The organism is Oryzomonas japonica, from assembly GCF_008802365.1.
Taxonomy (GTDB): Bacteria; Desulfobacterota; Desulfuromonadia; order Geobacterales; family Pseudopelobacteraceae; genus Oryzomonas; species Oryzomonas japonica.
In genome coordinates this window covers 1-23,761 of sequence record NZ_VZQZ01000001.1, presented here as the reverse complement: position 1 = coordinate 23,761, position 23,761 = coordinate 1, and the positions used below count along the sequence as shown (strand labels likewise).

27 protein-coding genes and 1 pseudogene are annotated in these 23,761 nt (G+C 60.3%); 21 read left to right on the top strand and 7 right to left on the bottom strand.

All coding sequences use genetic code 11. The annotated features are described in order from the left end of the window. Positions 1–48: 48 nt before the first annotated feature. From fdxH to truA, 7 genes are all read left to right on the top strand, one after another. Entirely contained in the window at positions 49–927 is an 879-nt protein-coding gene (fdxH, locus tag F6V25_RS00140) for a formate dehydrogenase subunit beta (RefSeq protein ID WP_151126108.1), read from the top strand. Then, positions 924–1,556 (top strand): formate dehydrogenase subunit gamma, encoded by a 633-nt coding sequence (locus F6V25_RS00135; protein WP_151126107.1) that lies wholly within the window; start codon positions 924–926, stop codon positions 1,554–1,556. The genes fdxH and F6V25_RS00135 overlap by 4 nt, the downstream gene beginning before the upstream one ends. Beyond that, positions 1,553–2,488: a formate dehydrogenase accessory protein FdhE gene (gene fdhE / locus F6V25_RS00130; protein WP_151126106.1), complete on the top strand. Its 936-nt coding sequence runs from the start codon at positions 1,553–1,555 to the stop codon at positions 2,486–2,488. Before F6V25_RS00135 ends, fdhE begins: the two co-directional genes overlap by 4 nt. Before the next feature lie 268 nt (positions 2,489–2,756). After that, positions 2,757–3,746 (top strand): AI-2E family transporter, encoded by a 990-nt coding sequence (locus F6V25_RS00125; RefSeq protein ID WP_151126105.1) that lies wholly within the window; start codon positions 2,757–2,759, stop codon positions 3,744–3,746. Positions 3,747–3,807: 61 nt separating this feature from the next. After that, positions 3,808–4,011: a 2-hydroxymuconate tautomerase family protein gene (locus F6V25_RS00120; protein ID WP_151126104.1), complete on the top strand. Its 204-nt coding sequence runs from the start codon at positions 3,808–3,810 to the stop codon at positions 4,009–4,011. A gap of 183 nt (positions 4,012–4,194) precedes the next feature. Continuing rightward, positions 4,195–5,085 carry an Hsp33 family molecular chaperone HslO gene (gene hslO / locus F6V25_RS00115; RefSeq protein ID WP_151126103.1) on the top strand — a complete coding sequence of 297 codons (891 nt, stop codon included), beginning with the start codon at positions 4,195–4,197 and terminating at the stop codon, positions 5,083–5,085. Positions 5,086–5,088: 3 nt separating this feature from the next. Beyond that, entirely contained in the window at positions 5,089–5,874 is a 786-nt protein-coding gene (gene truA / locus F6V25_RS00110; protein ID WP_151126102.1) for a tRNA pseudouridine(38-40) synthase TruA, read from the top strand. Here the strand turns inward: truA and F6V25_RS00105 are convergent. Beyond that, on the bottom strand, positions 5,849–6,373 hold the full coding sequence (locus F6V25_RS00105) for a TlpA disulfide reductase family protein (RefSeq protein WP_151126101.1): 525 nt from the start codon (positions 6,371–6,373) through the stop codon (positions 5,849–5,851). The two genes, truA and F6V25_RS00105, sit on opposite strands and share 26 nt — an antisense overlap. Positions 6,374–6,377: 4 nt before the next feature. Then, a complete protein-coding gene (trxA, locus tag F6V25_RS00100; RefSeq protein WP_149308187.1) occupies positions 6,378–6,707 on the bottom strand; it encodes a thioredoxin in 330 nt (109 codons plus the stop codon). A gap of 217 nt (positions 6,708–6,924) precedes the next feature. On the opposite strand from trxA, the gene F6V25_RS00095 reads away from it, so the two are divergent. The 9 genes from F6V25_RS00095 to F6V25_RS00055 all read left to right on the top strand — a co-directional run bounded on the left by F6V25_RS00095 (position 6,925) and on the right by F6V25_RS00055 (position 15,392). Next, positions 6,925–7,518 (top strand): precorrin-2 dehydrogenase/sirohydrochlorin ferrochelatase family protein, encoded by a 594-nt coding sequence (locus F6V25_RS00095; protein ID WP_191966026.1) that lies wholly within the window; start codon positions 6,925–6,927, stop codon positions 7,516–7,518. After that, positions 7,515–8,330, top strand: coding sequence for a c-type cytochrome biogenesis protein CcsB (gene ccsB, locus F6V25_RS00090; protein ID WP_149308184.1), 816 nt, complete (start codon positions 7,515–7,517; stop codon positions 8,328–8,330). The genes F6V25_RS00095 and ccsB overlap by 4 nt, the downstream gene beginning before the upstream one ends. 61 nt (positions 8,331–8,391) lie before the next feature. Then, on the top strand, positions 8,392–9,693 hold the full coding sequence (gene hemA / locus F6V25_RS00085) for a glutamyl-tRNA reductase (RefSeq protein WP_149308182.1): 1,302 nt from the start codon (positions 8,392–8,394) through the stop codon (positions 9,691–9,693). A gap of 18 nt (positions 9,694–9,711) precedes the next feature. After that, positions 9,712–10,404, top strand: a complete 693-nt coding sequence (sfsA, locus tag F6V25_RS00080; protein ID WP_151126099.1) for a DNA/RNA nuclease SfsA — start codon at positions 9,712–9,714, stop codon at positions 10,402–10,404. Positions 10,405–10,615: 211 nt separating this feature from the next. Continuing rightward, positions 10,616–11,566, top strand: a complete 951-nt coding sequence (hemC, locus tag F6V25_RS00075) for a hydroxymethylbilane synthase (RefSeq protein ID WP_149308178.1) — start codon at positions 10,616–10,618, stop codon at positions 11,564–11,566. A gap of 23 nt (positions 11,567–11,589) precedes the next feature. Continuing rightward, complete coding sequence (gene cobA, locus F6V25_RS00070; protein WP_246166912.1) at positions 11,590–13,104, top strand: uroporphyrinogen-III C-methyltransferase; 1,515 nt, start codon at positions 11,590–11,592, stop codon at positions 13,102–13,104. Positions 13,105–13,334: 230 nt separating this feature from the next. Next, positions 13,335–13,796 (top strand): Spy/CpxP family protein refolding chaperone, encoded by a 462-nt coding sequence (locus F6V25_RS00065; RefSeq protein ID WP_151126097.1) that lies wholly within the window; start codon positions 13,335–13,337, stop codon positions 13,794–13,796. A 106-nt stretch (positions 13,797–13,902) separates the two neighbouring features. After that, a complete protein-coding gene (locus tag F6V25_RS00060) occupies positions 13,903–14,685 on the top strand; it encodes a glycine zipper family protein (RefSeq protein WP_191966025.1) in 783 nt (260 codons plus the stop codon). Positions 14,686–14,765: 80 nt separating this feature from the next. Beyond that, positions 14,766–15,392: a DUF6515 family protein gene (locus F6V25_RS00055; protein ID WP_191966024.1), complete on the top strand. Its 627-nt coding sequence runs from the start codon at positions 14,766–14,768 to the stop codon at positions 15,390–15,392. Between the two features lie 152 nt (positions 15,393–15,544). On the opposite strand, the gene F6V25_RS00050 is transcribed toward F6V25_RS00055, so the two are convergent. The 3 genes from F6V25_RS00050 to F6V25_RS00040 form a co-directional block, all read right to left on the bottom strand. Beyond that, entirely contained in the window at positions 15,545–16,087 is a 543-nt protein-coding gene (locus F6V25_RS00050; protein ID WP_149308167.1) for an NADH peroxidase, read from the bottom strand. 110 nt (positions 16,088–16,197) lie between these two features. Continuing rightward, complete coding sequence (locus F6V25_RS00045; RefSeq protein ID WP_151126095.1) at positions 16,198–16,386, bottom strand: hypothetical protein; 189 nt, start codon at positions 16,384–16,386, stop codon at positions 16,198–16,200. A 35-nt stretch (positions 16,387–16,421) separates the two neighbouring features. Continuing rightward, positions 16,422–17,024: a nitroreductase family protein gene (locus F6V25_RS00040; RefSeq protein ID WP_151126094.1), complete on the bottom strand. Its 603-nt coding sequence runs from the start codon at positions 17,022–17,024 to the stop codon at positions 16,422–16,424. Positions 17,025–17,370: 346 nt separating this feature from the next. Here F6V25_RS00040 and F6V25_RS00035 point away from each other — a divergent pair, with 346 nt between their 5' ends. The 4 genes from F6V25_RS00035 (at position 17,371) to F6V25_RS00020 (ending at position 21,380) form a co-directional block, all read left to right on the top strand. After that, the gene (locus F6V25_RS00035) at positions 17,371–17,970 is read left to right on the top strand and encodes a peroxiredoxin (protein WP_151126093.1); all 600 of its coding nucleotides are present in this window, start codon (positions 17,371–17,373) and stop codon (positions 17,968–17,970) included. A 296-nt stretch (positions 17,971–18,266) separates the two neighbouring features. After that, positions 18,267–20,507 (top strand): DNA polymerase domain-containing protein, encoded by a 2,241-nt coding sequence (locus F6V25_RS00030; RefSeq protein WP_246166911.1) that lies wholly within the window; start codon positions 18,267–18,269, stop codon positions 20,505–20,507. A 71-nt stretch (positions 20,508–20,578) separates the two neighbouring features. Continuing rightward, positions 20,579–20,995: an exosortase system-associated protein, TIGR04073 family gene (locus F6V25_RS00025; protein WP_151126092.1), complete on the top strand. Its 417-nt coding sequence runs from the start codon at positions 20,579–20,581 to the stop codon at positions 20,993–20,995. A gap of 1 nt (position 20,996) precedes the next feature. Next, positions 20,997–21,380, top strand: a complete 384-nt coding sequence (locus tag F6V25_RS00020) for an exosortase system-associated protein, TIGR04073 family (RefSeq protein WP_151126091.1) — start codon at positions 20,997–20,999, stop codon at positions 21,378–21,380. 52 nt (positions 21,381–21,432) lie between these two features. On the opposite strand, the gene galU is transcribed toward F6V25_RS00020, so the two are convergent. After that, positions 21,433–22,299, bottom strand: coding sequence for a UTP--glucose-1-phosphate uridylyltransferase GalU (galU, locus tag F6V25_RS00015; RefSeq protein WP_149308142.1), 867 nt, complete (start codon positions 22,297–22,299; stop codon positions 21,433–21,435). A 224-nt stretch (positions 22,300–22,523) separates the two neighbouring features. Continuing rightward, positions 22,524–22,760, bottom strand: a complete 237-nt coding sequence (locus F6V25_RS00010) for an FmdB family zinc ribbon protein (protein WP_151126090.1) — start codon at positions 22,758–22,760, stop codon at positions 22,524–22,526. An 811-nt stretch (positions 22,761–23,571) separates the two neighbouring features. Here F6V25_RS00010 and F6V25_RS00005 point away from each other — a divergent pair. After that, a pseudogene (locus F6V25_RS00005) lies at positions 23,572–23,761 on the top strand (hypothetical protein); the annotation flags it as partial.

Here is a 23,761-nt window from a genome sequence, read left to right as displayed (position 1 = left end):
ATTTTTGAACAACCTGAGTTTTTTAACAACCTCTATAGGAGACGGACCATGGCACTGCAATCACTGGACATAACCCGCCGTTCCGCCACCACCACCCCTTCGCCCGGCCAGCGCCGGACCATGGAGGTGGCCAAGCTGATCGACGTCACCAAGTGCATCGGCTGCAAGGCGTGCCAGGTGGCATGCATGGAGTGGAACGACCTGCGGGACGATGTGGGCATCAACCACGGCGTCCTGGACAACCCGACCGACCTGACCGAAAACTCCTGGACGGTGATGCGCTATGCCGAGGTGGAACTGGAACCGGGGAAACTCGAATGGCTGATCCGCAAGGACGGCTGCATGCACTGCGCCAATCCGGGCTGCCTCAAGGCCTGCCCGGCCCCCGGAGCCGTCGTCCAGTACAGCAACGGCATCGTGGATTTCCACGAGGAGAACTGCATCGGCTGCGGCTATTGCATCACCGGCTGCCCGTTCAACATCCCCCGCCTGTCCCAGAAGGACAGCAAGGTCTACAAGTGCACCCTCTGCTCCGACCGGGTGGCGGCGGGGCTGGAACCGGCCTGCGTCAAGACCTGCCCCACCGGCGCCATCGTGTTCGGCTCCAAGGAGGCGATGCTTCACCACGCCGAAGAGCGGATCGCGGACCTCAAGAGCCGGGGGTTCGCCAAGGCGGGGATCTACGACCCCAAAGGGGTGGACGGTACCCACGTGATCTACGTGCTGCACCATGCGGACAAGCCCGAGATCTACAGCGGTCTTCCCAAGGACCCATCCATCGGCGCCATGGTCGAGCTCTGGAAGGGGGCCACCAAGCCGTTGGCCTCCCTGGCCCTCGGCGCCGTCGCCGCCGGCGCCTTTATCCACTACGTGACCAAGGGTCCCAACGAGGTCTCGGAAGAGATCGAGAAGGAGTTCGAGGAATGAAACGAGATCCCGATAAATTAGATCGTTATACGGCTCCCGAGCGGGTCAACCACTGGCTGGTGGCGTTTGCCTTCATCCTCCTGGCATTGTCCGGTCTGGCGCTGTTCCACCCCGCCTTCTACCCGCTGAGCCAGCTCTTTGGCGGCGGCGTCTGGACGCGCATCCTCCACCCCTTCATCGGGGTGGCGCTGATCTTCTCCTTCGGCAGCATGTTCTTCCGGTTCCGGAAGCTGTGTGTCCTGACGCCGAGTGATTGGGAGTGGCTGCGCCATGCCCGCGAGATGATGGGCGGCGATGACCGGAACATGCCGGAGGCGGGCAAGCTGAACGGCGGCCAGAAGCTGCTGTTCTGGCTGCTGGCCGCCTGCATGACGCTGCTCGTCCTGTCCGGCATCGTCATGTGGCGCGCCTATTTCTCGTTCCTCTTTCCACCTGCCGCGATCCGCCTGGCCGCGGTCGTGCATGCCGCGACCGGGGCGGGGATGATCTCCCTGATCATGGGCCACATCTATCTCGCCATCTGGACCAAGGAGAGCATCGGCGCCATGCTGTACGGCAAGGTCAGACGCGCCTGGGCGAAACAGCACCACCCGGCATGGTTCCGGGAGATGACAGGAGGACGTAAATGAGCAACGAAGACCAGATGCTTGAGCCGGGGCAGATCGAACCGCCGGCCGGGGAGATACGTTTCCTGTTCCTGGCCGAACGCGACCTGTTCGCCCGCCGTGCCGAGCGCTTCCGGCTCCTTGCCCCCGGCCACCCCCTGGCGGATTACTTGAGCTTCCTGGCGCTGTTGGCTGATGCCCAGCAGGAGGCCCTGGACAGCTTCCCCATCCTGCCCCTGCCCACCCTGGAAGAACGGGCGCTCTGCCGCGACCGGGACATGCCGCTCCTGGACGCCCGGCTCCGGCACCGGGACCGTGCCTGGCTGGAAGGGCTCGGGCTGATCCTGCGCCGCATGGCCGGGGCGGAGGTGCCCGCGGCCGCCCGCGAAGCAGCGGCGGGGCTGTTGACTTGTGCTGAATGCAGGCTGGAGGATCTGGCCGACAAGATACTGGCGGGCGATCAGGCCGCCGTCCCTCCCCCGGAGCTCCCCTTTGTCGCCGCCGCCCTCCAGGTCTACTGGGTGCACATGGCCACGGCCCTGGGGGAACACGCCTTTGCCCGGCTGGAAGCGGGCGGGGTCTGCCCGGTGTGCGGTTCGGCCCCGGCCTCCGGCATCGTCCACGCCAACGGCTCGAAACAGGGGCTGCGCTACCTCTCCTGCTCCCTCTGCGCCACCCAGTGGCACATGGTGCGGCTCAAGTGCAGCAGTTGCGAGGCCACCGAAGGGATCGGCTACTACAGTCTGGAGGGGACCAACGGCGCGGTCAAGGCGGAGAGCTGCCCGGACTGCAACGCCTACCTGAAGCTGTTGTATCTGGAGAAGGACGGCCGCATGGAAGCCACGGCCGACGACCTGGCCACCCTGGCGCTGGATATGCTGATGGCAGAGGAGGGGAAGGTGCGCGGCGGCCCGAACCTGTTCCTCCATCCCGGCGGCGAGGTGGAAGAGGCCTGAAGCGGTGATCATGCTGCGATAAAATGATACAGACAGAGGCACCCGGAGGCGATCCGGGTGCCTCTGTTCGTGGAATTGATTCACGGCTTCGGCATTGACGCCGCAGCGGTAACGGCATTGGGCGCGCCTTTATGTGGAACAGAGAAGCCCTTCGTGATAATCTCCGGTGCGGCGGTGGTTGACCCGGACCCAGTGAGTGGCGAGACGACGCGCCGGCACGGGCCCTTGCGATGCCACCCCGGATTTCGACCCAAATGAGAAGGTACCCATGCCCCGCTCTACCATGATCAGTTATGTCCTGGCTGTAACGGCCGCCGTGGCCGTGCTGCACTTCCATTTGCTGCCGGCCGCGTTTGCCGGCCTTACGGTGTATGTGCTGACCTTGAAGCTCGCCCGCCACCTCCCCAAGAACATGAACCGCGTTGCGCACACGGTCGCCCTGGGCGTTGTCGTCATGTGCGTCATCGCCTGCCTGACCAGCGCGTGCGCCGTCGCCTGGTCATTCATCGGCAGCAGCCAAGGCATCGGCGCCCTGCTTGCCATGGTGGTCGAAACGTTCGGCAGTCTGCGCCGGGCGCTGCCCACATCGGTTGCCGAGGTGCTGCCGACGACCATTGAAGGGCTGCGTCAGCAGATGGTCGAGATGCTGGGCGATCATGTCCAGAAGATCTCAATCGCCGGCATGGAGGGGCTCAAGGTCTTTGCCCATATCCTGCTGGGCATGGTCGTCGGCGGGATGGTTGCCGTCCATCATTTCAAGGAGCACGACGAGGTGCCACCGTTTATGGGGGCGTTGCGTTCCCGGCTGCGTGCTCTTGCCACGGCCTTCGACAAGGTGGTTTTCGCGCAGGTGAAGATCTCGGCCTTCAACACGACGTTGACCGCCGTCTACCTGCTGATCGCGCTGCCGCTCTTCGGCGTTCACCTCCCCATGGCAACGGTTCTGATCCTGCTGACGTTTGCCGTCGGGATGCTCCCCGTGGTGGGCAATCTGGTGTCCAACTCGGTGATCGTCGTGATCAGCCTCGGCGTCTCCCCGGGGGTCGGCGTCGCCTCACTACTGTTTCTGGTGGTGATCCATAAGGCCGAATATTTTTTGAATGCCAAAATTGTCGGGCATGAGGTCCAGGCGACCGCCTGGGAACTCTTGAGCGCCATGCTGCTCATGGAGGCGGTCTTTGGCCTCGTGGGGCTCGTAGCGGCTCCGGTGGTGTATGCCTGGCTCAAGGCAGAGGTCAAGGAGCAGGGGATAATCTGACGTAAAGGTTGCCGGGCAAGCCGGGAATCCGGTTGCCATCATTTCACAGGGAGGTAGTGCTATGCCGTACGTGAACATCAGGATCACCCGTGAAGGGGCAACCGCCGAACAGAAGGCGCTATTGATCAAGGGGGCCACCCAACTGCTGGTGGACGTGCTGGGGAAGAACCCGGCCACCACGGTGGTGGTGATCGATGAGGTGGAGACGGATAATTGGGGCATCGGCGGGGAGAGCGTTACCACGCTGCGGAAGCGGAAGAGTTGAACCGAGAACGGCAATAAGCCGCTGGCGGGAGCAACGGCCGCCGAAAGAGGGAGATGTTTCATCTGCTTCGAAAAGACCGCGTCCTGGTATGCGGTCTTTTTTTGTTCGCGATCCCTGTGCTATGAAATATGGTTGCCGTCATTGCCGGGAACTTGTACCCTTGGAGAGAAGGAGACAGATACTATGACCGATACTATCGTCCGCGCCATGAGCGCGTCAGGTGGGATACGCGTGCTGACGTGCAGCGTCAGCGGCCTTGCCCGTGAAATCTGCTCGCTGCAACAGGCATCAGCCACGGTAAGCGTGGCCCTGGGCCGCGGCCTTGCCGGTGGCGCATTGCTCGGGGCCCAGCTCAAGCCGGGCCAGAGGGTGGCGCTCAAATTCGAGGGCAACGGCCCCATGCGCAAGATGATCATCGAGGCGGAATCGGATGGCGCGGTGCGGGGATGCGTCGGCGACCCCGGTGCCGAGGCCGAACCGCAGAACGGTAAGTGGAATGTCCCGGATGTGCTGGGGCATGCCGGTTTTCTCACGGTCTCAAAGGACCTGGGCATGGGGGGGGAACCGTACCACGGCATGGTGCAACTGCGCAGCAGCGAGATCGGCGACGACCTGGCCTACTACCTGACCGACTCGGAACAGGTTCCCTCGGCTGTCGGCCTGAGTGCCTCGCTGAATGAGGAGGGTGGCGTTGCGTTGTGCGGCGGTTTTCTGGTCCAGGCGCTGCCGAAGGCGGACAGCGCGGAGATCGATGAGATGATGCAGCGGATTGCGGGACTGCCGCCGCTCTGCGCGCTTTTGCAAGAGGGGGGGCCTGAAGCGATCATGAGCGGGCTTTTCGGCGGCATGGCCTACAACCTGCTGGAAACGCGCGAGGTGTTCTTCCGTTGCGGCTGTAGCAAGGCAAAGGTCGAGCGCGCCCTGCTGACCCTGGGGCCGGATGAACTCAGGGAAATGGGGGAGAAGGAGCAGGGAGCCGACATCACCTGCGAGTTCTGCCGGCAACGGTACCGTTTCGACGAAGCGGAACTGGCGGCGCTTGCCGTCCGGTCCCCCGCATCGGCCGGCGTCTGACGGATGCGGACCATCAAGCTGACCATAGAGTACGACGGCACTAACTATTCCGGCTGGCAGATCCAGCCCAATGGCCTGGCGGTACAACAGGTCATCGAGGAGGCCCTGGAACGCCTGCTGGGAGAAGTGGTGCGGCTCCGCTCGTCGGGGCGGACCGACGCAGGGGTGCACGCCCGCGGCATGGCGGCTGCCTTTACGACGCACCGGGACCTGCCGTTACGCGCCTTCGTCGAGGGGACCAACAGGTTTCTGCCGGCGGATATCGCCATCATCGATGCCAACGAGGTCCGGGCCGGTTTCAAGCCGATCGGCGACGCCCTGGCCAAGCACTACCGCTACACCATTCTCCTCTCCCCGGTGCGCTCGCCGTTGCACCGCTTCCACGCCTGGCAGGTGAAGGAACGGCTCGACCTGAAGGCCATGGGCGAGGCCCTGCCGGCGTTCGAGGGGCGGCACGATTTCGCGGCGTTCAGGGCTTCCAATTGCGTCGCCAAAACAACGGTGCGGAGGATCGACTCCGTTACCATGCGGCAGGAGGATGGCTTTCTTTTCATCGATGTGGTGGGAGAGGGATTCCTGAAAAACATGGTCCGGGTCATGGTGGGGACGCTGGTCGATATCGGCAAGGGGCGTTTTGCTCCGGACCACATCGCCTGGCTGCTGCAGAACCGGGATAGAAAAAAGGCCGGCGTTACGGCGCCGGCCTGTGGACTCTGCCTGATGAAGGTTTTTTATCCCTTGGATGGCAGGGATGAAGATGAGTCTATTTTTCAACCAGCAGCTTTTTGACCAGGGTCTCCATGGAACTGCCGATCTCGTCGGAAAACCCTCTGAATACCTCGACAACCTTGCCCTTCTTGTCGATGACGATCATGACCGGCACCGAGCGGACGCCGAACCCTTCCGTAACCGGGTCCCCCGCCAGGGCGACGGGATAATTGATGTGATGTTCCGCGGCAAATGATTTGACGACGCGCTCCCCATCCTCATCGGCACTCATACCCAGTACCTGCAACCCCTGCTTTCCGTATTTCTGGTTCATCTTCACCAGGTGGGGTATGGACATGCGGCAGGGCTCGCACCACGTGGCGAAGAAATCTATGACCAGCACATATCCCCGGTAGTTTTCCAGGGACACCGGTTGGCCCGACGTCGTGACCACCTTGAACGCGGGGGCCGGCAGCCCCGCCTTGGGCAGGGCCAGGAGCTGGGCCGGCAGCAGGGCTATGAGCCCGGTTATGGCAAGGCCCATGACAAGCCCGCGGACAGGTCTGATACGCTTCATCATGTTGTTAGAGCGCCTTGGCGATCAAGGCGTCCAACTGGGATTTGGGAACCGCTCCGACGATCTGGTCGACGACGGCCCCACCCTTGAACAGGATGATGGTGGGAATGCCGCGCACGCCGTATTTGCCGGGTGTTGCCTGATTTTCGTCCACATTGACCTTGCCGACCTTGACCTTGCCGGCATATTCGTCGGCAACCGCATCGACAAGCGGAGCGATGGCCTTGCAGGGGGCGCACCATGTGGCCCAGAAATCAACGAGCACCGGGATATCGGACTGGATTACCTCGCGCTCAAAATTTGCATCGGTGAATGCAAGTACCTTTTCACTGGACATAAAAAACATCTCCTTTTGGTGGGTTCATATTTGAAAAATGATATACCAGCCGGGGAAAAAATCAAGAATAAACTCGGTAGGTATCCCATTTGTTGAATTACGGGACGAAAGGTTGTATGTTGGCAATTCTTCGATCAAAAACCACGATTCCGCCCCGCCTCTCCGCACCGCCCGGCACAAAGTGAGCGGGCCGGGGGCTTTTTGCGGAAGGGAGCCGATGCCGTATCTTGCCCTGAACATAGATATGGGGAAACGGGCCGTCCTGATAGTGGGGGGCGGGAAGGTGGCCGCCCGCAAATTGCAGACCTTGCGCGAGGCGGGGGCCGTGGTCCGGGTCGTCGCCCCGGCGGTACTGCCCGCGATACGGGAGCAGGAAGCGTCCGGCGCCGTGACGATACGGAGCGGCGGCTATGAGACCGCCGACCTGGACGGCGTTACGCTGGTGGTGGCGGCAACCGATGACCCCGCCGTGAACCGCAGGGTGGCGCTCGAGGCCGTGGAGAAAGGCATCCTTGTCTCCGTTGCCGACCAGCCGGAGGCGGGAGATTGCCATTTCCCGGCGGTCCTGCGGCGGGGAGGGTTGGAGATCGCCGTTTCGACGGGCGGCCGCTGCCCGGCCCTCGCCGCCGAGGTGCGCGACGCCATCGCCGGCATGATTGGTAATGATTACGCAGATCTTGTGGAGCAACTGGCCGCCGACCGAGAAAAGCTATTGACGGAAGGGAATGGCACCACATACAATAAAGCGCTTTTACGCACGAAGGCGAGATGCCTGATCGCCGAGCTTTCCGCACCCAAGGACATTTCATGAGCCAGATTTTCTTCTATTGCACCCTGGTGTTGTACGGTTTGGCTACCGCGCTCTACCTTGGCTATTTGCTGCGTACGACGCAGGGCGTGGCGACGTGGGCAAGCCGGCTGGTCGCTGCCGGTTTTGTGGCCCATCTCCTCTCCACCATCCACCGCTTCAATTCGGCCGGCTACCTGCCGATCACCAACATGCACGAGTCCCTCTCCTTCTTCAGCCTCGTCATTGTGGGGGCGTTCCTCCTGTTCGTGCGCAAGTACAAGATCGCCATCCTGGGCTCGTTCGTCATCCCCTTGGCGCTTCTCATGATCATCGGCTCCAGCGCCTTCCCGTCGGTGATCAAGGAGCTCAACCCGGCCCTCAAGAGCGGCTGGCTGTGGGTGCATACCATCATGGCCTTCGTCAGTTATGCGACCTTCACCATCGCCTTCGCCGCCGCCGTGATCTACCTGATCCAGCAGCATTTTCTCAAGAAAAAGAAATTCGGCGCCCTGTTCCAGAAGCTGCCTTCCCTCGACACCCTTGACGACATCAACTATCGCTGCCTGACCATCGGTTTTCCGCTCCTGACGGTTGCGATCATCTCGGGCGCCATCTGGGCCGAAAAGGCCTGGGGTACGTACTGGAGCTGGGACCCCAAGGAAACGTGGTCGCTGATTACCTGGTTCATCTATGCCGCCCTTCTGCACGGCCGTATGACCACCGGTTGGCGCGGAAAGCGCGCCGCCCTGCTCTCCATCGCAGGGTTTCTGATCATGCTGTTTACCTTTATCGGGGTGAACATGTGGCTGCCCGGCCTCCACAGCTATAAATAGGATATCGTACTCTAGCTCATCGTTTCAGCAGTTATCACATGCTGTAAGGAATGCGTGCTGAATGAATATTATCGTCGTTGGTCTCTCCCATAAGACCGCAACCGTTGAAATACGGGAAAAGGTCGCATTTTCGCCCAACCTGATCGAGAAACCGCTCCACGAACTGGTCGCCCTCGACGAGATCGTCGAGGGGGTGATTGTCTCCACCTGCAATCGGGTCGAGATCTATGCCACAACCCGCGACATCGCGGGGGGCATCGCCCGGATCAAGCGCTTCTTGGCGGAATATCACCATATCCCCCTTGAATCCCTCGAGCCCCACCTCTACAGCTACCATTCCGAAGCGGCCATCCGCCATGTCTTCCGGGTTGCGTCGAGTCTGGACTCCATGGTCGTGGGGGAACCCCAGATCCTGGGTCAGATCAAGACCTCCTACGGCTACGCCGCCGAATACAAGTCATCCGGCATCATCCTGAACCGCTTTCTCCACAAGGCCTTTTCTGTTGCCAAGCGGGTGCGCACCGAGACCAAGATCGCCTCTTCGGCGGTTTCCGTGGCCTTTGCCGCGGTTGAGCTGGCCAAGAAGATCCTGGGCAGCCTGTCCGACAAGACCGTGATGCTGATCGGCGCCGGCGAGATGTGCGAACTGGCCGCCAAGCACTTCATGAACAGCGGCGCCCGCGGCGTGATGGTGACCAACCGCACCTTCGAGCGGGCCGAACGCCTGGCCGAGGAATTCAGCGGCGAGGCGGTGCGCTTCGAGGAGTTGTTCCAGCACCTTCACCGGGCCGACATCGTCCTCTCCTCCACCGGCGCCCCCCATGTCATCATCGGCCCCAAGGACGTGGAGGATGTGGTCAAGCGGCGCAAGTTCAAGCCGATGTTCTTCATCGACATCGCCGTGCCCCGGGACATCGACCCCAAGGTGGACGACCTGGAGAACGCCTACCTCTTCACGGTGGACAACCTGCAGGAGATCGTCCAGGCCAATCTGGCCCAGCGCAGCCTGGAGGCCGAGAAGGCCGAGGAGATCATCAACCAGGAGATCGGCCAGTTTTTCAAGTGGCTCGCGTCCCTGGAGGTCACCCCCACCATTGTTGCCCTGCGCAACCACTTCGACGAGATCCGCCGGGCGGAGTTGGAAAAGACCCTGTCCAATTGGAAGGACCTGCCCCCCGACGCGGAGAAGCGCCTGGAGGCCCTGACCATGGCCATGATGAACAAACTGCTCCATACCCCCACCACGGTGCTGAAGAAGGCCGGCCAGGGGGGGCGTGTGGACCTGTACGTGGACGGCTTGCGGCAGCTCTTTGAACTCGAGGCTGTCCTCGAAGAACACGAAGAGCTGGAACTTGAAGTGTAGCGCACGGGGCACCCGGCCATGAGGCTGCCGCCGCTGATTGCGGGCCGCCTGGTCAAGCGTTACAAGCGGTTTCTGGCGGATGTTGAACTGGAGGATGGCACGGTTGTCACCGTCCACTGTCCCAACTCCGGCAGCATGAAGGGGTGTGCCGTCCCCGGCAGCCGGGTGTACCTCTCCCGCAGCGCCAACGAGGAGCGCAAGTATCCCCTCACCTGGGAACTGGTGGAGGCGGACGGCTTCTGGGCCGGCATCAACACCGCCCTGCCCAACCGCTTGACGCGGGAGGCGATCGAAGACGGCACGGTGGCGGAGTTGCAGGGGTACAAGGCGATCCGGCCCGAGGTGCCCTATGGCGAACACAGCCGTATCGACCTGCTCCTGGAAGGGGTAGAGGGACGCTGCTTTGTGGAGGTCAAGAACGTCACCCTGGTGGAAGGCGACCGGGCCCTGTTCCCGGATGCCGTCACCACCCGCGGCCAGAAGCATTTGCGCGAGTTGATGCGGGTCGTCGAGGAGGGGGACCGGGGGGTGATCTTCTTCACGGTCCAGCGCGGAGACGGCGACAGCGTTTCCCCGGCCGACGCCATCGACCCGGAATACGGGCGGCTGCTCAGGCTGGCCCTGGACAACGGCGTGGAGGCCCTGGCCTACCGGGCGTTGGTGACGCCCCAGGAGATCAGACTGACGGAGCGGCTGCCGGTCATCGTGTAAGGCTCGAAGGCTAAACAGCATAAATCTGCCACAGAGACACGGAGACACAGAGAAAACCGGGAGAGCAAGACAGGCCAAAAGACAACATTCCTGCTTTTCCCGAAAAGCATTTCGCCTTTCTCTGTGAGCCTCTGTGTCTCTGTGTCTCTGTGGCAGACGTTGATGTGTTTTTTTGAATTTGTTTGAATTTCCCCGTGAATGGAGACAGATTATGCCCCCCAAACAGTTACGCATCGGCACCCGCGCCAGTCAACTGGCGCTCTGGCAGGCCAACTGGGTCAAGTCAGAACTGGAGAAGCGCTATCCCGGCATGGAGGTCACCCTGACCAAGATCAAGACCATCGGCGACAAGATTCTTGACGTGCCCCTGGCCCAGGTCGGCGGCAAAGGACTGTTCGTGAAGGAGATCGAAGAGGCCATGCTGCGGGGGGAGATCGACATCGCCGTGCACAGCATGAAGGATGTCCCGACCGAGTTTCCGGAAGGGCTGGGGCTGCACTGCATCACCAAGCGGGAAGACCCGCGCGACGCCGTTATCTCCCGCAACGTCAAATTCAGCCAATTGCCCCAGGGAGCCCGCATCGGCACCAGCGCCCTGCGCCGCCAGGCCCAGCTTTTGAAGGTGCGCCCCGACCTGCAGATGGTTATTATCCGCGGCAATGTGGAAACCCGCATCCGCAAGCTGGAAGACGATAATCTGGATGCCGTCATCCTGGCCGCAGCCGGTTTGAAACGGCTCGGTTTCACCGAAAAGGTCGCCGAATACCTGGACACGGATCTCTCCATCCCGGCCATCGGCCAGGGTGCGTTGGGTATCGAGTGCCGTCTGGACGACGCCGTGATCACGGAGACCATCGACTTCTTCAACCACCCGGACACCAGCTATGCGGTACGGGCCGAACGCGCCCTGCTGAAACGCTGCGAGGGGGGCTGCCAGGTGCCCATTGCGGCCCATGGAACGGTCAACGGCGGGGTCTTGCGCCTGGTCGGTTTCATCGCCGCGGTTGATGGTCAGCGTTCCGTACGGGGTGAGGTCAGTGGCCCGGTCGCGGAATGCGAGAAGCTGGGCATCCAACTGGCCGACCAGCTCCTCGGCGAGGGTGGCAAGACCATCCTTGAAGAGGTCTACCAGAGAGAGATAGGTTCCCCTTCACATCCATGAGCAATCCGTCGCAGCATACGGGGATGATTTATCTCGTCGGCGCCGGTCCCGGCGATCCGGGGCTGATCACCCTCAAGGGGGTGGAGTGTCTGCAGCGGGCTCAGGTGGTGATCTACGACTACCTGGCCAACGAGCAACTCCTGGCCCATGCGCCGGCCGATGCGGAGCTGATTTACGCCGGCAAGATCGGCGGCCGCCACAATCAGGACCAGGAGGAGATCAACCGGTTGCTGGTGGAAAAGGGGCGCGAGGGAAAGATTGTGGTCCGGCTCAAGGGGGGCGACCCCTTCGTTTTCGGGCGGGGTGGCGAGGAATGCGAGGCCCTGAGCGCGGCCGGTGTCCCCTTCCAGGTGGTGCCGGGCGTTACCGCAGCGGTCGGTGCGGCGGCCTATAGCGGCATTCCCCTGACCCACCGCGATTTCACCGCCTCGGTGGCCTTTGTCACCGGCCATGAGGGAAAAGACAAGAGCGAGTCGGCCATTGACTGGGACCGCCTCTCCCTGGGCAACGGTACGGTGGTCTTTTACATGGGGATCACCACCCTGCGGAGCAATATGGAGCGTTTGCTGCGGCACGGCAGAAGCCCGGAAACGCCGGTGGCGCTGGTACGCTGGGGAACGGCACCGGCACAGCAGGTCTTGACCGGCACCTTGGGCGACATTGCCGACCGGGCCGAGGCTATCGGCTTCAAGCCGCCGGCCGTGACCATTGTCGGCGAGGTGGTCGCGTTGAGAGACCGGTTGCGGTGGTTCGACAACCGCCCGCTTTTCGGCCGCAAGATACTGGTAACGCGCGCCGCCGACCAAGCCGGGGAATTTGCCGCCATGCTGACTGACCGCGGGGCGACGGTTATGGAGTGCCCCACCATCAAACTGGTGGACCCGGAATCCTGGGAGCCGCTGGATAGCGCCATTCGGAGCATGAGCCACTATGACTGGCTGGTGCTGACCTCGGTCAATGGGGCTCGCCGCTTTTTCCAGCGTCTCGCCTTCCTAGGCCTGGATGCCAGGGCGGTGGGAACCTGCCGGGTCTGTGCGGTGGGACCGAAGACGGCCGAAGCGATACGCGCCTGTGGCATTCTCCCCGACATGGTCCCCTCGGATTATAAGGCTGAAGGGGTGGTGGCCGAATTCGCCAAGCTGGCAATGAACGGTACCAGGGTTCTTTTCCCCCGCGCCGACAAGGCCCGGGAGGTCATCCCCTGTGAGTTGAAACGCATGGGAGCCCAGGTGGACAGCCCGGTCGCCTACCGCAACGTCATGCCGGACCGGTTGCCGGCCGAAGCGCTCTTTTCCCTTGAAAAGCGCACCGTCGACTGCATCACGTTTACCTCCTCATCCACGGTCCACAACCTGGCCGATATGCTGGGCGGCGACCTCCTGGTGAACATGCTGAAGGGGGTGTCCGTGGCCAGCATCGGGGCCATTACCTCCAAGGCCTGCCGGAGCCTGGGGCTCAAGGTCGACATAGAGCCGCCCAACTCTACCCTGGCGCATCTTGTCGAAGAGATTGAACGCCATTACCGTTCCGTCCGCTAGGTCGTCCAAACCAGCGTTGCGATCAAGCGATGACGTTGCGGCTTCCCTTGCCCCAAGCCACAGTGCTTGTTGTTCGCGTGCATCCGCGTCCCTTCTCTCCTCCCCCCACCGACACTCATGTTTAGCGCCACCCAGTCCCCTGATACAAAAAGGTTTTCAGGGCGTAGTAACCTTTTCGGGAGTTGTGGTGTCTAGAAGGTAGATGTCATTATTTCCGGAGGTACAAAATCATGGGAAATTCCCACAACGGTATCAAGAGAATTGCGGCGATGCTTTGTATTACGGCAGTGACGGCGTTTGCCGGCATTGCACAGGCGCACGATGGCGGTTGGGACGACGGCGGCTGCGGCAAGCAGCAGCACAGGCACATGGGTAAACTCTTCGGCAAACTTGGCCTGACCGACGCCCAGAAAGCCCAGGCCAAGGCGATCTTCCAGGGGAACAGGGATGTGGTGAAGCCGATTGTCGCCAACCTCCGCACGGAACGTAAAAACCTGGAGGCGCTGCTCCACGCCGACAGCATCGACGAAGCGGCCATCCGCGCCGAAACTGCCAAGATTGCCGGCATCCAGGCGGACCTGAATATCAACAAGGCCAAGGTCGGCGCCCAGTTTCGGGCCATTCTGACGCCGGACCAGCTTGCCAAGCTGAAGACGCTGCACCAGAAACACTCCGAAGCCACGGATAAGTAGCCGGAGAGGGGGCGCCTATCACCGTTGGGGGATAGGCGCCCAAAGATGAATCCACAAGACCGGCCCGTGCGGGTTGGCTGTTTTTGCCTTTTTGGAGAGCAGAGCGATGAAGAAAATACTGAGTGTCATGGTTATTGCCGCCCACCTTACGGGGTGCGTTGCGTACCAAAGCAGGGCGGTCCCCTTTCGTGCTCCGCAGGATAACGCCACCTCTTTGAATGTAAACGGCTTGAGGGTCGGGGCCGAGGCATTCGACGATCCCGCCAAGGCAGACGACGCCTTTGGCTTCGATGTCCGCAGCGCCGGCCTCCTCCCGATCCAACTGGTGCTGGACAACCAAAGCGGGCAGGGGGTTGAGGTCATGGCGGCGCAAACCTTCCTCATTGATGGCGGCAACCGCTACTGGAAGGTCCTGACACAAGGGGAGGCAATAGGTCGTGTCGATACGGCGACCGCCGGAGGGGCAATCGGCAGCGGTGCCGGCAAAGGGGCCATGTACGGCGCCGCGGCCGGTTCCATTCTTGGTTTGGCCCTGGGGGTCGTATCTGGCCATAGGGCCGGCAGTGCGGCGATAACGGGGGGCGTTCTGGGTGCAGCCGGCGGCGCCGTCATCGGCGGGGCATCAAAGGCCGATGATCGGGAAGAGCGGGCGCGGATTGCCGGCGATGTCCGCGAAAAGGTGATAGAAGGCAAGGCAATCCCTGCCGGTTCACTGGCCAGCGGGTTCATCTTTTTCCCGGGTGAGGCTCAAAGCGCCAAGGCGTTGCGGCTGCAGATCCGTTTTCGCAGCAGCGGGGTTCAACAGATTCTGCTGTTGCCGTTCACGCCGGGCGAATCACCACGGATTCTGCCCGAATCAACCGTGCGGCCGACGCCTGCCGACGGCTAATGTCCCGTGCGAGGTCTCGCGAACAGAGCGAAAGGTAAAGGTTACGCCGCACCACAAGGTGAAAACAGGAGGTAATGGGTATGGTAATGTTCAAGAAACGGGGATGGTATCCGCTGGCAGCGTGTCTGGCACTCCTCGGGACGTCACTTATGACGTTCGGGGATGCATGGGCATGGCGGTCGCCTCCACCCGCATACTGGTCGGGCCCGCGTTTTCGGGAACTGCCCCGGGAACACCGGGTCATAGGGTACGGCAGGGATTCGTTTTATTTCACCCGGGGCCGCTATTATCGCCGGGGGGGCGATGGCTTCTTTCTGGTTGCTCCGCCGTTTGGCCTGGTCGTCCCCTCGCTCCCCTTGGGTTTTGCCGCCCTCGTGGTGGGTGGGCTTACCTACTATGAATTGAACGGCATCTACTACCGGCAGGCCCCCGAGGGGTATGTGGTGGTGGAACCGCCGGCGACGGTGGTAACCCCCGCGCCGAGCGCCGTCGAGTCCGCTCAGCGGGTCGTGGTGCAGAGCGAACTGCTGAATGTGCGCAGCGGCCCGAGCCTGGAGCAGGATATCCTGACCGAGGTCGGACGGGGAACGGTACTGAACGTGCTCGGCAAGGTGCCGGACTGGTACTATGTGGAGTTGACGAACGGCGAGCGCGGCTGGGTTATGGAACGGTTCGTCACGCCGATGAAGCCGGTTCCCCAGGGGTAGGCGTGGGTGCAGATATTGTTATGTCATGAGAGGAGCAAGAGACCCGCGGGGCTTCTTGCTCCTCTCGGTTGGGCTAGGCAACATCAGTCGAGAGATGCCGTGACGCTGTCCGGGGTACGTGATTTTACCCGGGCAGAAACCTTTGGAACATTTCAGAAGTAGCGTTTCAACAGACCGGCGAAGACTTGCCCGTGGCGAGCTTCGTCCTTGCACATCTCATGAACGGTGTCATGAATGGCATCGTAATTGAGTTGCTTGGCCTTGGTCGCCAACTCTTTTTTGCCCTTGCAGGCTCCGTTTTCCGCTTCAACACGCACCGTAAGGTTTGCCTTGGTGTCGGCTTTGACGACTTCTCCCAGCAACTCGGCAAACTTGGCGGCATGCTCCGCTTCCTCGAAAGCGATTCGTTTATAGGCCTCGGCAACTTCGGGATGTCCCTCGCGGTCAGCCTGACGGCTCATGGCCAGATACATGCCGACTTCGGTGCATTCGCCCATGAAGTTACTTCTGAGACCTTCGATGATCTCCTGATCGACTCCTTGTGCGACACCGATCCGGTGCTCATCGGCCCAACTAAGGTCGCGGTCGTCTTTCAGGACGAATTTCTCCGCCGGGGCCTTACATTGAGGACACTCGGCCGGGGGAGCATCTCCTTCGTGAACATAGCCGCAGATGGTACAGACGAATTTCTTCATTACACGCTCCTTTTCCTTTGCAGGTGATTTTATAGTGCTGGCCGTGAGGCAGGTTTTACCGCACGGCGTGCCACGGTGAAACCATGGCAACGGGCCAAGTAACCAAATCCCTATAAATCAGTGGGCATACAGACGTTTCTGGGGGAATTTGCCACGTTGCCGCAGTTCTCGCACCTGACCGTCGGCTGGTCCGTGACCTGCTTGATAATGTCCCACTCCTGCTGGCTTTCCAATTCGCAGAGGTGACCTTGGTGTTCCTCACGAACGCTGCAGGTATCGTTTTTCGTCTCTGTTGCCATGGCATTATGCTCCTTTATCGTGGTAGCTGCAAAAGCTATTTGAATAGTCTTACCCGCTTCGCACAAGGTTGAAACTCTTTTTCATCGGGCTGGGAAACCGGCTTGCCGAACGGCATCTGGGCCATCAGCTTCCATGCCGCCGGGATGTCCCAAGCGGTTTTTACCGCCTCGTCGATAACCGGATTGTAGTGCTGCAACGTGGCACCGAATCCCTCAATTTCCAAAGCCGTCCATATGGCAAACTGCAACATGCCTGAGGACTGGTTGGACCAGACGGGGAAGTTATCCTGGTATAACGGAAACTTTTGCTGCAACCCTTTGATGACGCTGGTATCTTCAAAATAGAGAATCGAACCGTAGCCGCTGCGAAACGCGCCATCAATCTTGCCTTCGGTAGCTGGAAAACTCTCCGGCGGCACGATCTTCCGCAATTCGTCCTTGGTCAGATCCCACAACCGATCATGCTGTTCGCCGAGGAGGATGACCACCCGGGCGCTCTGCGAATTGAACGATGACGGCACATGTTTCACCGCCTCCCCTACGATCTCCTCGATCCGCTCATCAGTGGCGACCCGTTCCTTGCTGATGGTGTAATAGGATCTTCTCGTCTTTACGGCATCCCAAAATGAACTCTTCATAAAACATCTCCTTTTAGATTATTGAAAGACTGCTTCCGTGACTGGTCAGATCGTCAGCAGGAGTACCGCTGTTTCCCTGCCCCGCGGTAAGCGACTGGTCCTCATCGCTCGCCGGTTACACATTTGATTAATGTCAAACGATTTAATATTAAACTAAAACGCTTGAAACAAAGAGTCAAGAACATTTTTGCCGCCAGTTTTCCGGTAACAGCCGGCAAGTTGCCGGTTTCACCGCGCCTTTGGAATAAAAAGACTAAAAGACTATTTTTATCCTCTTGACAGGTGCCCGATTGGCTGGTATTAGTTACTCATTCGATGTAACTATTCCAAAAAAGGAGAGAATCCCATGCCTATCGCAACACTCGTCACCCAACAAGCCCCCGATTTCACCGCCGATGCGGTCATGCCCGACAATACCTTCGGCCAGATCACCCTGTCCAGCCTCAAGGGCAAAAACGTCGTCCTGTTCTTCTACCCGCTGGACTTCACCTTTGTCTGCCCGTCCGAGATCCTGGCCTTCAACAAGAAGCTGGACGAGTTCAAAAAGCGCAACACCGAGGTGATCGGTGTCTCCATCGACTCCAAATTCACCCACCTGGCCTGGAAGAACACCCCGGTCGAGGACGGCGGCATCGGCAACATCCAGTACCCGCTGGTGTCCGACCTGAACAAGAGCATCGCCAGGGAATACGGTATCCTTTTCAACGAATCCGTTGCCCTGCGCGGCCTCTTCCTGATCGATACCAAAGGCGTCATCCGTCACGCGGTCATCAACGACCTGCCCTTGGGCCGCAATGTGGCTGAAGCCCTGCGCATGGTGGATGCCCTCCAATTCGTCGAAACCCACGGCGATCAGGTCTGCCCGGCCAACTGGCAGGAGGGCGACGAAGCCATGAAAGCGACAGAGGAAGGGGTTGCCAGCTACCTCGCCAAACATGCCAAATAACATGGAGACATGCTGTGTACCCGATGCCCGCTAAAGGACGCCACGATCCTCCCGTGGCCATACGGGCACCATTCGTGAAAAGGCGCGGCATTCTTGCTGCGCCTTTTTTGTTCAGCCGCCAGTAACCACGGCACACTTGTAGGCTGTTGAAAAGCCCAGGTTGTTCAAAAATAGTCAGATCGTCGCACCCGCAGAAGGCCACACGGAGGCGTAGCAGCGCTACGCCGCACAAAGGGACTTCGAGGACGGCGGCGAGATGGCTGTTTTTCAACAACCTCTTAGAGAGAGTCGCCGCCATGCAGATGAGCGATATGGGACAAAATCCGTTACTGTTCGGCCATGACAACCGGACCGGCATCATTGCCGTGGAGCCGGCGGGCCCGTTTATGCGCCTCTTTTTCAGGACGGGTCATGGTGTCCAGTTCCATGACGAGCCGTTCCGCCCGTTCATCCTGCTCAGTGACCCGGCCCTAGTGAGCGGTTGCCGGGCGCCCTGCTCGGTGCGTCAATTGGCGGGCGACGATTTCTACCGGTTCCAACTCCTGTTCGATTCATGGGGCGATTGCCTGACGGCGCGGGACTTCCTGGCCGCCAAAACCGGGGTGCCTGCCGGCAGCGCCGACGCCCCCTACCTGTTCATCTCCGACCTTTCCCACCAGTACCTGCTGACCACCGGCGCTACGCTGTTCAAGGGGCTGGAGTTCGGCGACCTGCGCTGCCTGGCGCTGGATATAGAAACCTACTGCGCCGAGGGGTTCGAGTTCTCGAACCCAAAACGCCGGGAAGACCGGATCGTCTCCATCGCCCTCAAGGATTCCCACGGCCAGGAAACCGTACTGCGCGGCGACCTGCTCGACGAGCCGGCCATGCTCCGGGCGCTCAACGAGGCGATCCAAAGCTGCGACCCGGATGTCATCATCGGCCACAACATCTTCCGGTTCGACCTGGAGTACATCGCCACGCGCGCCGCGCTGCACGGCATCCGACTCACCTGGGGCCGTAACGGCGCCGCCCCCCACATCACGGCCAATTCCCGCTGGGCCCTGGCGGAGAAGGTCATCGACTATCCGCGGTGGGATGTGTACGGCCGCCATATCATCGATACCTATTTTCTGGTGCAGCTCTATGACATCTCGCTGCGCAGCCTGGAAAGCCACGGCCTGAAACAGGTGGCCCGGCATTTCGGCATCGCCGCTGACGAGAGGGTCTACCTGGAGGGGAACGGGATTGCCGCAACCTTCGACCATGACCCGGAGTTGCTCTACCGCTATAACCTGGACGATGTGCGCGAGACCCTGGCCCTGTTCCGCCTGCTGGGCTACCCCTGGTTCCTGCAGACCCGCATCTTCCCCTACTCCTTTCAGAACTGCCCCCTGCGGGGCAACGCAACCCGGATCAATGCGCTCTTTCTGCGGGAGTACCTGCACCGTGGCCATGCCATCCCCCAACGCACCGGCGAAGCGCCCGCCTTCGAGGGGGGATACACGGAGAGTGCGGTGCAGGGAGTCTCGGGGCCGATCGTCCATTGCGACGTGGCGTCGCTATACCCCTCCCTGATGCTGACCTACCGGCTCGGCCCGGTCAAGGATACCCTGGGGCTTTTCCTCCCGATGCTGGCGGAACTGCGCCGCTTCCGGCTGGAGGCAAAGCGGGCTGCCCGGGAGAGCGCCGCCGAGAGCGAGCGCCACTACTACGATGCCCTGCAACAGGTCTTCAAGGTGCTGATCAATTCGTTTTTCGGCTACCTGGGGGCTCCGCTGCACAACTTTTCCGACCCCGAGGCGGCCGCCGAGGTGACCCGCCTGGGGCGCCTGACCATCAGGAGCATGATCGCGTTGCTGAAGGCGGAGGGGGCGGTGCCGGTGGAGGTGGATACGGACGGGATTTACTTCAGGCCCCCGGACTCGTGCGTTACGGAGGCCGACGAGGCGGCCCTTGTGGAACGGGTATCCCAGGGGGTTCCCGAAGGGATCGAGGTGGAGATGGACGGCAGGTACCGGTCCATGTTCGCCTACAAGGCCAAGAACTACGCCCTCCTGGGGTATGACGGCCGGGTCGTCATCAGGGGGAGCGGACTCCGTTCCCGGGGGCTGGAGCGATACCTGCGGGAGTTCATGCGTGAGGCCATTACGCTGCTGTTGACCGGCTCATCGGCGGATATAGAGCGGCTGTACCAGGGGTATCTGACCCGCCTCCGGTCCAGGGATCTGGATGTGGCATGGGTTGCCCGCACGGAGACGCTCAACGAGTCGCCGGCCACCTACCGGGAGAAGGTCGAAAAGGGGCGGCGCAACCCTGCCGCCGCCTTCGAGATCGCCCTGGCGTCGCAGCGCGTTTACCGGGCCGGCGATCAGGTCAGCTACTATGTCGGCGGCTCGGGCCGGGACGCAACGGCGTACGAGCATTGCCGCCCCGTGAGCGCCTTCGTCCCCGAGCGCCCCGATATAAACATACCCTACTACGTCGATAAGTTGCGCCACCTCAAGCAGCGCTTCGAACCGTATCTTCCCAAGGAGCCGACGCTTTTCGACCTGTGAACCTTCTTGCATGCAGAGGTCGTTTGTGGTAAGAGGCTACTGAACAGTAATCGCGGACAAAAGGAGATGCCATGAAGACGAACCTGCTGCTTTCCGTTATGCTACTGGCCGTCGTACTGACGGTTCCGGTTATGGCCCGAGCCGATCAGCAGCCTGAGATGATCGCCGAAAAGATGGCCGTCAAATTTACCCGCGGCGTAACCAATTTTGCCACCAGCATTGTTGAAATCCCCAAACAGTCGGTACTGACCGTTCGCGATATGGGGAAGGTCGGGTATGTCGTTGGTCCGCTCAAAGGGATCGGCATGACGCTGTACCGGGGATTCATCGGCGTGACGGAGGCGGTTTTCTTCCTTGTCCCCCAACCCGGTTATTACGACCCCATGATCGACCCGGCCTACGTGTGGGAAGGTTGGGAGCCCAAACGGGATACGTCGGCAATTTCCTCCCAAAGCGGTACGGAGCCTTCCCCGCAGGAGGCGCACTAGCATGCGGCGGATTCGTTCCCTGACGGCAGCGGGCCTCCTGCTGGCGGTAAGCCTCTGCGCGCAACCGTCCCGCGCCACGGACCAGTTCAAGACGGTGGAGACCTCGACGCCCCAGGAGGTGGTCGGGGGGATGTCTGTCAAGATGGTTCGCGGGGTATCCAATGTTACTCTGGGATGGTGGGAGTTGCCGAAGCAGGTCTATCAGACTTTTCACGAGGATGGGGTCGGGATGGGGCTCACCGTCGGGCCTCTCAAGGGGATCGGCATGACGCTGGTCAGAACCCTGAGCGGCGTGGGCGAGGTCCTCACCTTCCCTTTTCCCTTCCCCGGTTTCTATGCCCCCTATTTCGAACCGGAATACGTCTGGCAGAAGGAACGTAAATAGATGGCCAGGCGTGCAGCCCCGGGACGTCTCCCTTGGGGCTGCGCCGGAACCGCTACTGCGCCAGTCTCTGATGCAGGTAGCGCTCGAACTCAACCTTGAACTCGCTCCGTTTCAGCGCCATGTCCACCGTGGCCTTGAGAAAGCCCAACTTGTCGCCGCAGTCGTGGCGCAATCCCTCGAAAAGACAGCCGTACACCGATTCTTCTTTTGAAAGTTTGAGGATGGCGTCGGTAAGCTGAATCTCGCCCCCCTTGCCCGGTTCCTGTTGTTCCAAAATCCCGAAGATCCGCGGCGTCAGGACGTAACGGCCGATAATGGCCATGTCCGAAGGCGCCTCCTCCCGTTTGGGTTTCTCCACCATGTCCTCCACCTGGAAGACGCGTTCGGATAACCGGTCCGCCTTTACGCAGCCGTAGGAGGAGATATTCTCCAGGGGGACCTTCTCAAGCGCCAGCACCGAACCTGCACGCTCTTCGAAGACATCCAGCAGTTGCCGCAAACAGGGGCGTTTGCTGTCGATAATGTCGTCACCCAGCAGGACCGCAAAAGGCTCGTTGCCCACAAAGTCCTTGGCGCAGAGGATGGCGTGCCCCAGCCCGAGCGCCTTTTTCTGGCGGACATAAAAGATATCAAGCATCTCCGCTATTTCACGGATGGCCTTCAGGGTCGCCAGTTTCCCCTGTTCCTCCAGATGCGACTCCAATTCGATGGAGATGTCGAAATGGTCTTCAATGGCCCGCTTGCCCCTGCCGGTAACGAACAGAATCTGCTCGATGCCCGAAGCAACCGCTTCCTCGACCACGTACTGCACCAGTGGCTTATCGATCAACGGCAGCATTTCCTTGGGTGAGGACTTGGTGGCGGGTAGAAATCTGGTGCCGAGTCCGGCGACCGGAAATACCGCTTTCTTGACTTTCATGTGAGCCCCTCTCGCTAGTTCGGATTTTGGCTGGTCACCCTCTCTGCCGTCCCATTGTCATGCCAGACGCACAACCCTGTGGCGCGCGGGCGGGAACGTCACTGTATACTACGTTTCAACCCGGTGATTTGTAAAGATATTTTCGCGGGCTACCGGGAGACGGCACATGATTTTCGACAAAAAAAATCCCCCAAACGGGGGATTTTCAAGGTAGACACCGGGGGTCAATGTCCCCCGCAACAGCTTCCGCCTGCGCAGGCCGCGGGCTTGGGGCCATCCGCCTTGTGGCAGTATCCCTCTTTGAACCAGCCATCACCCTTCAGGCTGAACGAGGTGGAGGATATCATTTTTTGCACGGCCCCGCCGCACTTGGGGCATTCACTGGCCGGCGGATCGGAAAATTTTTGACGAAGCTCGAACTGGTGGTTGCAGGCTGAACAACAATATTCGTAGACAGGCATAACTCCTTATTCCAACCTCCTTGGTTGATCGGTTTTTCTTTGGTGCTCAAACTATAGTAATAACTATGCGACCTATTTGTCAATGTCGATGCTTGACTTTTACAATGACGTTTAGTATCAGTTTTGTATACGGCATAAGGCCCTCGCTTGCTGCGCGGGCAACTCCGCCATAGGGCGCAGGGGGGGCGGCGATCTGGCGTTATCGCTTGCGCTAAATCGCGGAGAACCGCCACCAGTGATTGTGATCGTTACCGGCAGTCGTTGTGCAGCAATCTTCTATCCTGCTATTTTTTCGTCACTTTTCTAAAACAATACTCTTATCAGTAAGTTACAAGTATTGTTGGCCTGTTTCGTGCAGTAATTATCGGTCTCGAATACGGGGTAACACCCGTATTTGCGCCACTGTGAGGGAATTTAAAGATATAACTAGTTTTAATTATTATATTTTTGGTGGTCTTGCGCCGTCGTGCCGATTGGGGCGGCAGGGATTGCCCGCCCGTGAAAACGCCATATCGCGGTTGGACGCGTGATATGGCGATTTTGCCGGTAAACTTTGCATGCACTTCATTCTTATTCGATTTCGTCGTAATTTTATTTTAATATTGTATTTCAATGTATTATGCGATTGATGCTTTGCGTTTAACGGTAAGAAACGGCTTGTGCTGGCCGCCGTTTCGCGTCAGGGCGATAAAGTGTTCGTGTTTTGGCAATGTTCTCGTTGACCAGATATTAAGGGATAGAAAGGTGGTGAAGAAGCGCACGAAGTTTGTTTGGTTTTAAAGTTTTGAGATTACATGAAAGGAGGTTTCTGATGACATGTAAAAGATTTTTCTGCCTGTTGGCCTGTTCAGCGGTTGTGTTTGGCTCGACCGCTGCGTGGTCGGCGGAGATTCACGGCAGAAGCTCGACCCAGTTTGGCTGGTTCAACGACATCTTTACCGGCAACAAACAGGCCGAATTCGGAGAGTATCTCAACCTGTCGGTCACGCAGATCGACAAAG